Source organism: Sedimentibacter hydroxybenzoicus DSM 7310 (genome assembly GCF_013403245.1).
Taxonomy (GTDB): domain Bacteria; phylum Bacillota; class Clostridia; order Tissierellales; family Sedimentibacteraceae; genus Sedimentibacter; species Sedimentibacter hydroxybenzoicus.
Genome location: NZ_JACBNQ010000026.1, coordinates 1 through 14,275 on the forward strand (window position 1 = coordinate 1; position 14,275 = coordinate 14,275).

Here is a 14,275-nt window from a genome sequence, read left to right on the forward strand (position 1 = left end):
GATTGATTTTTCATGTGTCTTTCCTTAATTATTATGAAAACCCGCTAATTTTTAGCGGGTTTGTCAATAACCTGAGGCGCCGGATACCGGCGCCTTTTGGTGTTTAAAAACTTTGCTCTGTTCTGTCAATTATTTCATCCTGCAATGCTTTTTCAAGATTGTTGAAATGATCTGAATAGCCTGCAACTCTTACTATTAAATCCTTGTATTCATCAGGATTTTTTTGAGCATCAATCAATGTACTTCTGTCTACAACGTTAAATTGGATATGGTGTCCCATCATCTGGAAGTAAGCTCTTATTAAAGCTGATACGTTTGCTATTCCTTCTTCTCCCGCGATTGACGACGGTGTAAACTTCTGATTTAAAAGAGTTCCTCCCGTAGAGGTATGGTCCATTTTTGCACAGGACTTAATTACTGCCGTAGGACCATTCCTGTCTGCTCCTTTTTCAGGTGAAATACCGTCGGTAACAGGTTTTTCTTTTAATCTTCCGTTAGCTGAAGCTGTCATAACCGAACCGAAATATATATGGCATGTGGTAGGAAGCATATCTATATGATACGTAGCACCGCATACAGATTTTCTGCCTCTTATTCTGTCTCTGACATTCAAAAACACATCAACCATTATTTCATCGGCATAATCATCGTCGTTCCCGTATTTAGGAGTATGGTTCAATACCAGGTTGTGTATCATTTCATATCCTGCAAAATCAGCTTCCAATGCAGATAATAAATCCTTCATGGTGAATCTGTCTTGCTCATATACGTTATATTTCACAGATGCAAGGCAGTCTGTAATAGTTCCGATACCTACTACCTGAATGTATCTGGTATTATACTTGGATCCACCGGCATTATAATCCCTGCCGCTTTCCTTGCAGCCCGTTGTAAGAACAGACATAAACGGTGTAGGCATGTGTTCGGCGAATATTTTTTCTATTACATTGTTTCCTGTAATTTTTACGTCGATTATATGCTGCAGCTGTTTGTAAAATGCATCTCTAAGCTGTTCATAAGAGGTAAAATCCTCAGGATTTCCGGTTTTTATACTTATTTGCTTGTTTGTGTAGTTATCAAAGCCATTGTTCATCGTAAGCTCAAATATTTTAGGAACATTCAAGTATCCCGTTAAAACGTACGCCTCTCTTCCATGACAGCCCGTTTCAACGCATCCGCTGGAACCGCCGAATCTCGCATCCTCTAATGTCTTGCCTGAATTTAACAGCTCCTGAATCAACTCTTCAGTATTGTAGAACGCGGGTTGACCCCAGCCCTTCCTTGATATTTCAACTGCTCTTCTTAAAAATTCTTCAGGAGTTTTTTCACTTATCTGAACGTTGGAGCTTGGCTGTAACAATCTCATTTCATCCATTGCGTCAAGGATGATGTATGAAACGTCATTTACTCCATCCTCTCCTGTATAAGGATTTATACCTCCTGTATTAAGATTCGCAAAATCAGTGTATGTTCCGCTTTCTTTTAACGTAATACCAACCTTTGGAGGTGCAGGTTGATTGTTGAATTTAATCCACAAGCATTCCATCAATTCTCTTGCTTTATCATAGTCAAGAGTTCCTTCCACAACCTCTTTTTTGTAGAATGGATACAGATATTGGTCAAATTTACCCGGCGAAAAGGCATCCCAAGTATTAACTTCTGTCGTTACACCGATGTGTACGAACCAATACATCTGAATTGCCTGAGCGTATGTTTCCGGTTTATGAGCAGGAACCACATCACAGTTAGATGCAATCCATAAAAGCTCTTCTTTTCTTTCGGTATTTGTTTCTTTTTCTGCTAATTCTCTCGCATAGGCAGCATATCTTTTACCGTAAACCATGACTGCGTCGCAGGATATTGCCATTGCCTGAAGCTGAGCCTTTTTATCATAAGCATCGCGATCATTTAAAAAATCCAGCTTTTCTATTTCTTCTTCTATTTCTTTTTTTAATTCCAAAAATCCCTTGTTGTAAAATTTATCATCAGCAACAGTATGGCCCGGAGCTCTTTGTTCCATAAATTCAGTGAACATTCCTGCCGCATAGCAGTCCTTCCACTCCTGCGTCATGGATGATAATATTTTATCTCTCGTTGATTTACCCTGCCAATAAGGAAGTATCTTTTCTGCCTGAATTTTTTTGTCTTCTTCCTTTACCTTGAAGTTTATATATTCTCTGTCATTCATAACCGTCATATCTTCTACGGTGTGCGCGCAAAGCTCAGGGAAAGTAGGAACAACCTGAGGTCCTTCACTCTTCTCACCTACAATTAATTCACCCTCTCCGATATAAAGCTTTCTGTTTTCCATGTAGTACTTAAAATTCATAGCGCGAAGAACAGGTGTTTCTACAGTACCATAATATTTATTATAAAATTCCGTTTCTAATAAAGCCCTTTCAAGAGAAACACCCGGCTGTGTAGATACGCTTACTTGTCTTAACATTTTTGTTCTTTCAGTATAACCTCTCATATTAACCTCCTATTTTTACTTCATAACCCTTACTTTCAAACATAGACATAAAACGTTGCATTTTTTCTTCTGAAGGCTTAGACATATTTTCTTCTTCATAATCCATGTCTAATTTTTTATATTTGTGCTTTGCTATGTCGTGATATGGAAGCAAATTAACTTTTTTGATATTTAGATCCTTTATAAAATCAATTATTCGTTCAATGTGATCAGTATCAGCATTTACTCCTTCAATAATTGGTAATCTGATATTTATGTTGTTATGAATTTTTGATAGTTTTTTCAGATTATCTAAAATTGTTTTATTAGAAGCTTTAATATACTTTTTGTGTATTTCATCATCCATAAGCTTGATATCATACAAAAACAAATCCGTATATTCAGCAATTCTTTCTAAGCTTTCGAAATTAACCGCTCCGCTTGTATCGACAGCAGTATGTATATTTTCTTCCTTTAATTTTTTGAACAGTTCCTCAACAAAATCTATGAACATTAATGGTTCACCACCTGAAACAGTAACTCCTCCGCCGGATTTTTCATAAAAAATCCTGTCCTTCAGTACTTCTTTCAATACTTCTTCTACACTATAGTGCTTTCCGACAACCTGTCTTGCCTCCTGAATGCAGTATATTTCACAAAGACCGCAAAAATCACACTTATCCATATCGGTTGTAAGTATATTGCCTTCAATTTTAATGGCATTTTTGGGACATACTTTTACACATGTTCCGCACAGAACACATTTTTCAGCATCATATAATATTTGCTTTTCATATTCTTGACTTTCCGGATTATGACACCATAAGCATTTTAAAGGACATCCCTTTAGAAATACCGTTGTTCTTATACCCGGACCATCATGTATTGAAAATTTCTGAATGTTAAATATAGCGACTGTATTCATTTTCTCTCCAAATAATTTTAATCAATTATATATATGCAATTTTCTTGCCAATTCAAGGTGGCTTGAATCCCTATAAAATATTGTTGACTTGAAATATATTGTACAACATTTTTGCACAGTTGTCATAAATTTATGACAACTGTGCAAAAATATGCCATTTTATATTTTAGAATTGCAATAAGCTTGATAAGGGTGCGGAGTAATTTTATTATTATCAACAAATACAGGCTTGTATAAATAAAGTTTATCAGTTAAACTAAATAATATATTTTTAAGAAAAGGAAAACAAATGAGCAATAATACAAGTTTAACAGAAGGCAAAATACTGAGTACGTTGGTTAAATTGGCGCTGCCTATAATGGGCACTTCCTTTATACAGATGGCGTACAACCTAACCGACATCATATGGCTGGGACGACTCAGCACAAATGCTGTTGCCGCTGCCGGAGCAGCCGGATTCTTTTTATGGTTCGGCTCAGCTTTAGTTATGATTACGCAAATCGGAGTTGGAGTAAATGTAGCACAAAGCTACGGAAGAAATGATTTAGATGGTGCAAAAAAATATATTTTTAACGGTTTTCAATTAGATATTACAATAGCACTTTTGTACTCTTTATTTTTATTTGTCTTCAGGCACAATATAATAGGTTTTTTTAATTTACAGGATACAGAAGTGATAAAAATGTCAGTTGAATATTTGACTATAATCTCCATAGGAATAATATTTCATTTTTTAAATCCGATATTTTCAACTATTTTAAACAGCTCGGGCAACAGTATAACACCTTTTAAAATTAATACAATCGGAATGATTGCCAATATAATAATAGATCCCCTATTAATATTCGGGCTTGGTCCCGTACCTGCATTAGGTATAAAGGGGGCTGCGTTAGCAACTATATTGTCGCAATTTTTTGTATCATTACTATTTTTTATAATCGGAAAAATGAATAGCACTGTTTATTCTAATGTAAATTTATTTTCAAAGCCTGAAATAAGCATAATAAGAAACATTGTAAAAATAGGCATACCGCCTGCTATGCAAATGGGATTGCACGCTGTTATAAGTATGCTTATAACTAAAATTATTGCCGGATTCGGACCCGTAGCCGTTGCTGTTCAAAGCATCGGTTCGCAAATAGAATCTATAACATGGATGACCGCAGAAGGTTTTTCTGCCGCCATATCTGCCTTTACAGGCCAAAACTACGGCGCAGGTAAGCTGCAACGTATAAAGGATGGATATCATAAGGGCATTCAGGTGTTGGGAGGCTTGGGAATTATATCTACGCTGCTTTTAATTTTCGGAGCTGAAGCGTTGTTTACTTTATTTGTCCCACATGACCCCGCAGCAATTAAAGAAGGTATAACTTATTTGAAAATTTTGGGACTTTCACAATTTTTTATGAGCATAGAAATAGGAACTACAGGTGCATTTAACGGCTTGGGCAGGACCGTTCCTCCAACCATTAACGGCATTATCTTAAATGCATTAAGAATTCCTTCAGCAATATTACTCGGATCTGCAATCGGACTTTCGGGAGTATGGTGGAGCATAAGCGTAACATCAATTTTTAAAGGAATTATATTGTATGTATGGTTCAAGATAGCATTTGTTAAAATAATGCAAGGAGAAAAATGATGAAATATATTTGTTCGAAATGCAATGCTGAAGAAGAAGTTACAACTTATAAAGCAAAATGTGATTGCGGAGGTTTGTTTAAGCTTGATTATAAGCCTCCTAAATTTGATTTGTCATTAATCGATAGGAACACATGGAGCATTTTCCGTTATCGTAATTTTATGGCTTTAATGGATGAACAGTGGAGAAATATTTCACTTGGTGAAGGTATGACTCCAACTATTAAGTTTGATGATGATGTAATTCTAAAAATGGATTACTTCATGCCCACACTGTCTTTCAAGGACAGAGGTGCAGCCGTTTTAATATCTCATTGTAAATCAATAGGTGTAGAGTCCGTGGTGCAGGACTCAAGCGGCAATGCGGGAAACAGCATAGCTGCCTATTGTGCCAAAGCAAATATTGACTGTGAAATTTTTGTTCCGGAAGGAACATCTCCTAAAAAAATAGATATGATTAAATCCCATAATGCACGTGTAAATGTGGTTCCCGGTTCAAGAGATAATTGTGCGGATGTATGCAGAGCAAAGGTTGAAACTGAAGGAAAATATTATGCTAACCACGTCTACAATCCGTTTTTCTACGAAGGAACAAAGACATATGTATACGAGGTATATGAACAGCTCAACAGAATTCCTCAAAATATATTTGTTCCGTTGGGAAATGGTACGTTATTTATTGGAATAATTAAGGGTCTGGAAGAATTAATCGAAAGTAATATCATCAACAAAATGCCGAACATTATAGCCGTACAAGGCGAAAACTGTGACCCTTTCATAAAAGCTTTTGAAAACAAGGAAAAACAACCTGCTTTAATAACACCTCAACCAACCATGGCGGAAGGAATTGCAATAGGCATTCCCATGAGGGGTGAAGAAATTTTAGAATATATCTATAAATATAATATAGAAATGATTACCGCACCTGAAAATCAAATTTTAAATGCACGAGCTTCCCTTGCTGCAAAAGGTATTTACTGCGAGCATACGACAGCGGCAACCTATGCAGCGTATTTAAAATATTGCAAGCTGTACGGAAAGACACCTGATTCCTTGATTCCGATGTGCGGAGCAGGACTCAAGTCAGACCATTAATAACAACTTAATTTTCAGTAAAAATATAAGTAATGTAGCTTGTTGTTTCATCCATCCTCTGTTGGACAATAAGCTCCGAATTGCTGTGATTTAACATATGTATATCGGCTTCATACAATTTGTCCATCAATTCGAGTATTGTTACAATGCTTACAGGTGAATCCAGATTGTCATTGGTGAAGGACATAATTTTATTAATGTCCTTATTTTGGATTGCTTCCATGCTTATTAAATCCATTTGGTTCGCACGTTCCAAATCAAGGTAATGGGAAAAATCCACCGATGCAATAAACAGTGTTTTTTCAATGTCCACCATATCACTCAGGTCACCAACCAATTTTTCTATATCCTCCGGCTTTGTCTGCTTAGACATTGCCAACCCCACTATTTTTGCATCATTCAGATAATATTTTATGAAGGGAACAATACTTGAAACGGAATGCTCCCTTGTCATTTTGTCGTCGTCCTCTATCATAAAATCATTTTGTAAAAGCTTTCTTGTTATATCTTTCTCCGTTTTAAGTACGCCCATAGGTGTTTGCCAATCCTTCAGGGTTGTAAAAACCTTCCCCATTAAAATACTTTCATGGTCGGGGCCTATTAAAACTACCGTTTCATATTGCTGCTTTTTTACATTCTGAAAAACCTCATGTATCAAGTCGCTTGCAAGAAGATGATGAGGTAGTATGGAGCCGCGTATAGCGGCTCCGTGATTGTATAACTCAAATTGTTTTATATTGACGAAATAAACAGGATCATAATATAGGCATTCTATATTATTTTCACTATAATAATTACCGTCATAGCTTTCCGGCTGCTGAGAAGGCTTTAAATCGGTTATTACGAATGCTGCTATTATTAAAAAAACTGCTAAAAATATTTTCTTCAATGGTTTCCTCTATACTCTTAAGCTGTTAAAAAAGTTCATCAGCCTGCTAATTTATGGTTAAATTTGTTTTGTCAACATAATTCAATTTAGCTTCCATACTTTCCTTTATTACGGCGTAATCAACGGTATATTCTCCTTTTTGTGCTGCCTGCATATAGAATTCAATCGGTCTTACGGGCAGATCCTTGTCGTAATAATAGTAAAATGTAAGCTTTTGACCGTCAGCATAAGCCCGGTAATCCTCAATTCCCGCTCTGACATATCTGAATCCGGTTGGAACTACATAGGTTATTTCGTAGCTTCCGTATTCAACAGCAGGAGCAATGCTTGGAGTTATGGTCACTGTTACAAGGTCTGACTGATTGTATTCTTTTTGTTCCGATGCCGTACCACTAAGCTCATAGCTTATATTAATGGACATTTCATCGGATTTGTTTTTATCCAGATCATCCTTGTTTCCCAATGCATCGACTTTACACGCAATACTTCCTTTGATACCGCTGAATTTAATATCCTTTATTTTATCCTTAGCGATTGCAAAGCTTTCTCTGTCAAACAGCTTCAATTTATATGTTTTCTTGGTACCATCTGCTGTTACCGTCACTTCTCCGGACAAATCCTTGATTTCATCTAATTTCATGATATCCCTGTTCATAATGTAAATTAATTGTTCAAAGTTGCTCAATGTCATTTTAGATGGATTATTATATATATATCTGAACAGCTTATCCCCGGTATCAAAGTTATTGAGCTTTACACCCAGCACCGATAAAAGTGCGGTTATTTCATAATTGTCCGCATCATTCTGTTTGTTGTCATAATACAAATAATCACCTGATTTTGATGAACCGTTTATAAATTCCTTATAATACTTGTTTGCCGTTTTCTTATCTCCCAGCTCTGCCAAAGCCAATGACAGATATATCTTATCTCTGTTCTCCAAGCCGGATTCATTATTCTCCAGCAAATCATAAATTTTAAGCAGAACAGGCTCCTTGTATTTGCTGAGTCCCCATAATGCTGCGGAAACATCGGTATTATAATCCTCAGTTCTTTTCAACGTATTTTCAAAGCAAATCTTGAATTTAGTATTTAAGTATTCGTCATCAACTAAATTGGCTAATTTGACCGTTATCTCAATATCCTCTTCAGAATACGGCAACAGCTTATATCCCATGTATCCCTGATTGATTGATGATTCATATTCGCTTATTTTAGCCCTGAGCTCCTCCTCAGAAAAGTCTATATTCGTTTTAAAGTAATCATTTATATATTTTTTAGCAATCAATGAACAAACTGTCTGGTCGATTCTTCTGCCTCCACCTGAAGAAATCAAATCCAAGCTGTTGTAAAAATCGGAGCGGCTTTCATTAAACAAGGTTATAACAGGATTAGAATATACCTCATCAAATACCGTTTGTTCGGTAAGCTTGTAGTAATCCGTATTGTTAAAATAAACGTAAGATTCCACGACTGAGAATTCTTCCTTTATAGCATCCTTATTATTTTTACTGCCTGCAGTCACATATATTTCATAAATTCCCTCATCCTGCTTGCCCAACAAAACATTGGTATAGTCACCTATTATCCCTTTTGTATTTACATCCGTTTTTTTACCTGTTTCCTTATTTACAACGCTTACGCTGTACTCCACCTCTTCACCTGCAACAGCAGCGGTTCCAAAGGTTCTTAACGATACGTTGATGTTATCATCTTTCAGATACTCTTCACCCATTATTAAATCCACGAAAAACGGCAATCCGACAGTTATATTTTTTTTACCGCTGCCGACGTAAAGCTTATCTGATATACCCTGGTACGTTATCCTCCAGGATGTCAGATTGTCAGGCAGCTTAAATTTTACAGCTGCTTTACCGTCCTTGTCGGTGGTTACGGATGTGAAAGCAGTCGTGTCGTCAAAATCATCTCTGAACGTATTGTCATTGCCGCCGCCTCCTCCCATTTCTGCCATGCCGGGACCGTCGGTGTACGGGTCAACATTAGAAAGATATGATTTAATAACCCCGAGATACCACGCATATCTGTATGGACCAAAATACAAATCATTTAAGGTATTTACATTCTTTTCAAATACGGCAAAATACGCTTCATCTACGACACTTATATTTATATCCGCTACACATGGTCTGTTGTTCTCATCAAATGCACGTATGCTAAAGGTCGCTTCCTCCCCCGGCTTGTATTCCTCCTTATCGGTTGCAACATCAAAATACATTTGTCTTTCCGTCACATCATATGCTATATAATTATCAACAGGATACATATATCCGTTCTTGATATATATCCCTTGTATTGATACTCTTGAAATATAATCCTCTTTGAAAGGGAATTGTATTTTTGTACTGTCAAAATTAATGTAGTCAACCAGACCGTTACGTGCAAACAGCAATATGAGATTGTCGTTATCAATGTCATTTACGGCGGCATTATCATATACTAACTCCATGCTTACATTTTCGTTTAACCTGTAGTATTCCTTATCGTCATTTTTTTCTAAGCTGTAGGATAATCTATTGTATGGTCTGAATCTTCCGTTAATATTCGCTTCCTCTTCAATAGTTCCGTTTTTATCACCGTAATATGATGCAATTATTTTGTAGCTTCTATCCCTATCAAAATTAGGTATCTGTACATTTGCAATGCCGTCAACAACATTCACATTTTCCCAGTAGACTGTATTTTGAATCTTTTTGTAATCATAAATTACCTGATTAACCTTGTTTATATAGTCGTAATGCTCCCCGATTTTTTCTTTTTCATAATAATATTCTGTTATCATTACGTTGACTTCGCCATCTAAGGGATTGCCTCTGAGAGAGCTTAAATCAATGTTATCTTCATTGTAATTCTTGATTACCAAATCATGCAGCATAATGTCTATCGTCGTTGGATTATCAATTCCCCTATCTACCTCAAGCATTTTATTTTTTGGGAAAACACTGAAGCTGTCATATAGGTTTACCGCCATATCCTCCGCTTCCTTGTTGTAGCTGCTGATATTTACAGTTACAGGTCTCCAACCCATACTATTAACTGCAGTATTTATATTGAAGATTTTTTCTCCGTTTTCACTTAATATTACTTCCTGTTCCGTATTGCTGTAATCTATAAATCCGTATCCGCCATAACCATATGTATTCACTTTCACTTTTAAATCAGGAACGGGATTCCCGTCAAAGAAGTTAGCATTAATTTTATACGTTAAGTCATCACCACTGTACATAATTTTCTTGCTCAGCTCACCGTTCATTGTATACAAGGGCTTAGTGTATTTTCTTACTTCAACATATTCCGAGGATATCTGAAAATCATTGTCATATACCTCAATCCTAAGTCCGCCTGATGCCGCATTTTTTAATTCAAATTGCGTTTCATACGTACCGATATCCGTTAAGTCAACCTCCTTGCTGTCTACGGCCAATCCCGTATATGTTTCCACAAGATCTATTCTGACCTTATTTACGGCACCCTCGTGCCTGCGTCTTGCAAATCCCCACACATTGACAGTGTCCGTAGGCATGTATACGGGTCTGTCCGTATCTATATACCTGAAATATTCTGCCGCGTAATTCATATCTCTGTAATAATAATATTTAAACAATTCACCGTCGGCATAAATAAAATCATTGTAGCCGTCAGCTTCAAGCCTCATAAATACCGTTTTATAATCCTCAGCTTTTTTGTTTACTGCCAACGCTCCGTTTTCGTCAGTCACGCCTATCTTTTCACCATTTAAAAATACGCCGGCATTTTTAATACCCTTGCTGGTAATGCTGTCTATTGCATACACTAAAATCTGCTCCCCAAAAATTGCGTTATACAGCATCATGTCGTTTATCTGCATAAACAAATAGGAGCTCGTACCTTCTACGCTGAATTCCAATAAATAATAGCCTTTTTTCAATTCATCCGGTAATTCAAACAAGGCCTTGGAGCTATAAGAAAATTCTGTATCTACAAATGGCTTTTGATTTATTGTATTTATATTGGTTAATCTGCTGTCATTTTTGGCATCCTCGGGAAACTTGCCCGTTTCGGCATATGTATTTATATCATTGGCAAATTCATCATTGTTACTGTACTGATATATATTTATCGTAAATTCCACATCATCGTATTGATTGTTTATATTAGCACCTACTGCCTTTACGTTGCCTTCTGCAATGTTAATCAGAGGATTTTCGAAGTAAATTTTAGCAAGTTCATCAGACTCAGTCATAAAGCTGAAAACATAATCCTCCTTCAGCTCCTCGGAACCGTCATCCAGTCCGAAACCTTTTTTTATTGTTACGGTATACCTCGTATTGTAATCTAATTTTTCGGGAGCAAAAATAACAGAGTTTTCATTTTTTATGAATCTGCCCTCCACTTCAGGTACAATTTCAAAGTATTCATCTATCTCCTTAAGGTTGCTGAGGGAAAAATACATTTCTATGCCGGAATGAACAGGAACATAATTGCTATCACTGCCGGGAATCGTACTTTCAACCTTAAATTCTTTCTTCGTTTGAAACGCCCACGAATATTCGTAAGGCTCGTCATTTAACTTTACCTGATAAATTTTATCATTCTCTAAGCTGTTTAACGGAATGATATTAAAAACAGTATTGGATATTTCTTCAATTTTAAATTCTTCTTCCGGAACTATCTGAAGGTTTTTATTAACATAACTTTTACTTATGTTATCCTTACTAACCAACTGAAAGCCTGTAGAATTATCAATTCCCTGCTTATCTGATTTCAATGCAGTAAGCTCAAATTTATTCTCATCATATTCCTTTTCAACCTCGACAGGCTGATTAACCTCAGTATTATCCTTCTTAGTACATGCTGTTATTATTAAAATGATACACAAAAGTAACGCTAAAATTCTTCTACTCATGATATCCCCCAATTTTATTTACTAATATAGCAACATTATACTTCAGAAAATTTTCTACCACAATATGTAATTTATTTAATCCGTACCTTTATTAATTATCCGCATAGTATAATGCAGGAGGGATTTAAATGAATAAGTCAAAAAAAGCTGAAATTAGAATGCAAAATTTCGAGGAAACATTTAGATACGGCAATGTTGATGTCATGAAGCTCACCATCAAATATCCGGTGGTAAAGCTTCAGAATAACCCCGATGCACAAGCAATGATAAATAACCAGATAGCAATTGAGGTAAACGAATATCACAGACATGTTTCCGACTTTTTATACAATCAGGCAGTAAATGACTATAGAGAAGCACAAGAAAATAACTACCCGTTCCACGGCTATGAAGCGTATATGGAATATGTAATTACCTACAACGACAATTGCTTTTTAAGCTACTATTATGACAAATACGAGTATACCGGAGGAGCTCACGGCATGACTCTGAGAAGCTCGAATACATTCGAGCTGTGCAGAGGTACAATGATTCCGCTGTACTGTTTTTTTAAAAAAGGTTTAAATTACAAACGTAAGCTTATATTTGAAATTATTAAACAGGCAGACGAAAGGTTAAAGGAAGAGCCCGGTATTTTCTTCGATGATTACGAAACATTAATCATTAAAAATTTTGATGAAGATAATTACTTTCTTTCACCGGATGGATTGTCCATATATTATCAGCACTACGATATAGCTCCTTATTCAACGGGAATAGTGGTATTTACAATTCCATACAAAACGATAGGATGGTACCCATCCTGCTGATATAGGGGGTTTATCCCCCTATATTCACTGCAACACTATCTCTCTTATAACTCCGCAGGCCAGCCTCTTTCCCGAATTTCCTGACGGCTGGGTCCTTGAATCATCAGGGTTCTGGTGAATGATAATTGATTTTCCGATTATATCGGATACGCTAAATCGGTCTGTAAAAAATACCACCCTTGAGTAACCGTCATTAGAAAATAAATTGGGAAAATCCCCCGCATGGTTCCCGTGAGGTTGATTGTCGGGATTCCAGTGTTCTCCTGCTGCTGTAAATGGCTCCTCAGGATTTCCTGCATCACACGTTCCGTTTTCATGAATATGAAAACCAAGTGGACCTATCGGGCTATTTCCGTTTGTAGCCGGGCTATATGGCGGGAGACCGTATACTTCTACGGAAACCTCCGTTCCCCCCGGAACATCTGTAAATACTACAATCCCTTCTATACCCGGTGCTAACGGTCCTCCGGATATAAATGTTGCCGCTCTGCGTTGCTTATTAATACTATCAGCCATAATATCATTTTTTAAAAAATTGCATTTATAATTGTTGTACATGCTATCCTCCAATTTTCAATATATAATATAGTATGGAAAATTAAAAAAATAGTTACGTAATTAACAGACGAACCGCTAATTTCAAAGTCCAATTTATACCACGGTTAATTTGTTCTGATAAATGAAAAAATAAAAATAAAAACAACGAGGTAATCAATGAAGAAATTTAATGAAATACTATTGACAGAAGCAAAGCAGCCTATGGATCAAATAAGAGCTGATGCTGATAAGCATATGAAATTAAATGATTTTATGGAATTGGAAGGAAAAAAGTATAAAAAAACAGATGACATTGATGATATATTAAATGAATTAAAATAATATGAAGGTTTATCTCACCTTTTGGTTTTATATAACATAAGATATTATGATATAAAAAGAAAGGAATGAGTAAATTTGTATAACAGAGCTTATCAACACCCATATTACAGCAATTGCCACAGATATAATCCGCCCATTTATAATCCGTATTTTATGAATGAATATGTTTTTCCCTATATGCCGACGATTACTAAAATTAATGACTACATTGTTCATACACAAAATAACAGGGTGCTTGAACTGACAGACTACGGGCCTAATCCATTTGTAATAAATATAGATGAAGCGACTGAACAGAACAATAATTTTCGTACTGCATTATGGACAGGAGATAACCTGCAGCTTACTTTAATGAGTATTCCCGTAGGAGAAGAAATCGGTCTGGAAATGCATCCGGATACTGATCAATTCATCAGGATTGAAGATGGTCGAGGACTTGTACTGATGGGAGATACCGAAGATAATTTAGATTTCCAGGAGATGGTTTACGATGATTTTATATTCATAATCCCTGCAGGAAAATGGCATAACTTAATCAATATGGGCAACGAACCTTTAAAGCTGTATTCAGTATACGCGCCGCCTAATCACCCACACGGCACGGTACATGAAACAAAAGCAATTGCAGAACAAGAAGAAACTCTTTAAATAAAGTATAATCAGACCCAATTGTGGTCTGATT

The 14,275-nt window shown here is 36.2% G+C and carries 10 protein-coding genes; 5 read left to right on the plus strand and 5 right to left on the minus strand.

Annotation, left to right across the window (positions count from 1 at the left end; all coding sequences use genetic code 11):
* Positions 1–103 precede the first annotated feature (103 nt).
* A complete protein-coding gene (gene hypD, locus HZF24_RS16120; RefSeq protein ID WP_179239394.1) occupies positions 104–2,473 on the minus strand; it encodes a trans-4-hydroxy-L-proline dehydratase in 2,370 nt (789 codons plus the stop codon).
* 1 nt (position 2,474) lies between these two features.
* Positions 2,475–3,377 (minus strand): trans-4-hydroxy-L-proline dehydratase activase, encoded by a 903-nt coding sequence (locus tag HZF24_RS16125; RefSeq protein WP_179239395.1) that lies wholly within the window; start codon positions 3,375–3,377, stop codon positions 2,475–2,477.
* A gap of 289 nt (positions 3,378–3,666) precedes the next feature.
* On the opposite strand from HZF24_RS16125, the gene HZF24_RS16130 reads away from it, so the two are divergent.
* Positions 3,667–5,019 (plus strand): MATE family efflux transporter, encoded by a 1,353-nt coding sequence (locus HZF24_RS16130; RefSeq protein ID WP_179239396.1) that lies wholly within the window; start codon positions 3,667–3,669, stop codon positions 5,017–5,019.
* Positions 5,019–6,113 carry a threonine synthase gene (locus HZF24_RS16135; RefSeq protein WP_179239397.1) on the plus strand — a complete coding sequence of 365 codons (1,095 nt, stop codon included), beginning with the start codon at positions 5,019–5,021 and terminating at the stop codon, positions 6,111–6,113. The genes HZF24_RS16130 and HZF24_RS16135 overlap by 1 nt, the downstream gene beginning before the upstream one ends.
* A 7-nt stretch (positions 6,114–6,120) precedes the next feature.
* On the opposite strand, the gene amrB is transcribed toward HZF24_RS16135, so the two are convergent.
* The gene (amrB, locus tag HZF24_RS16140; protein ID WP_179239398.1) at positions 6,121–7,002 is read right to left on the minus strand and encodes an AmmeMemoRadiSam system protein B; all 882 of its coding nucleotides are present in this window, start codon (positions 7,000–7,002) and stop codon (positions 6,121–6,123) included.
* Positions 7,003–7,048: 46 nt separating this feature from the next.
* Positions 7,049–11,905 (minus strand): Ig-like domain-containing alpha-2-macroglobulin family protein, encoded by a 4,857-nt coding sequence (locus tag HZF24_RS16145; protein ID WP_179239399.1) that lies wholly within the window; start codon positions 11,903–11,905, stop codon positions 7,049–7,051.
* Positions 11,906–12,033: 128 nt separating this feature from the next.
* Between HZF24_RS16145 and HZF24_RS16150 the strand changes: the two genes are divergently transcribed.
* Positions 12,034–12,714, plus strand: coding sequence for a DUF3298 and DUF4163 domain-containing protein (locus tag HZF24_RS16150; RefSeq protein WP_179239400.1), 681 nt, complete (start codon positions 12,034–12,036; stop codon positions 12,712–12,714).
* A gap of 24 nt (positions 12,715–12,738) precedes the next feature.
* Here the strand turns inward: HZF24_RS16150 and HZF24_RS16155 are convergent, their stop codons facing one another.
* Positions 12,739–13,230 carry a superoxide dismutase family protein gene (locus tag HZF24_RS16155; protein WP_246346170.1) on the minus strand — a complete coding sequence of 164 codons (492 nt, stop codon included), beginning with the start codon at positions 13,228–13,230 and terminating at the stop codon, positions 12,739–12,741.
* A 198-nt stretch (positions 13,231–13,428) separates the two neighbouring features.
* Between HZF24_RS16155 and HZF24_RS16160 the strand changes: the two genes are divergently transcribed.
* Both HZF24_RS16160 and HZF24_RS16165 read left to right on the plus strand, forming a co-directional pair.
* On the plus strand, positions 13,429–13,593 hold the full coding sequence (locus HZF24_RS16160; RefSeq protein WP_179239402.1) for a hypothetical protein: 165 nt from the start codon (positions 13,429–13,431) through the stop codon (positions 13,591–13,593).
* Positions 13,594–13,770: 177 nt separating this feature from the next.
* The gene (locus tag HZF24_RS16165; protein WP_407695759.1) at positions 13,771–14,241 is read left to right on the plus strand and encodes a cupin domain-containing protein; all 471 of its coding nucleotides are present in this window, start codon (positions 13,771–13,773) and stop codon (positions 14,239–14,241) included.
* Positions 14,242–14,275: the final 34 nt, after the last annotated feature.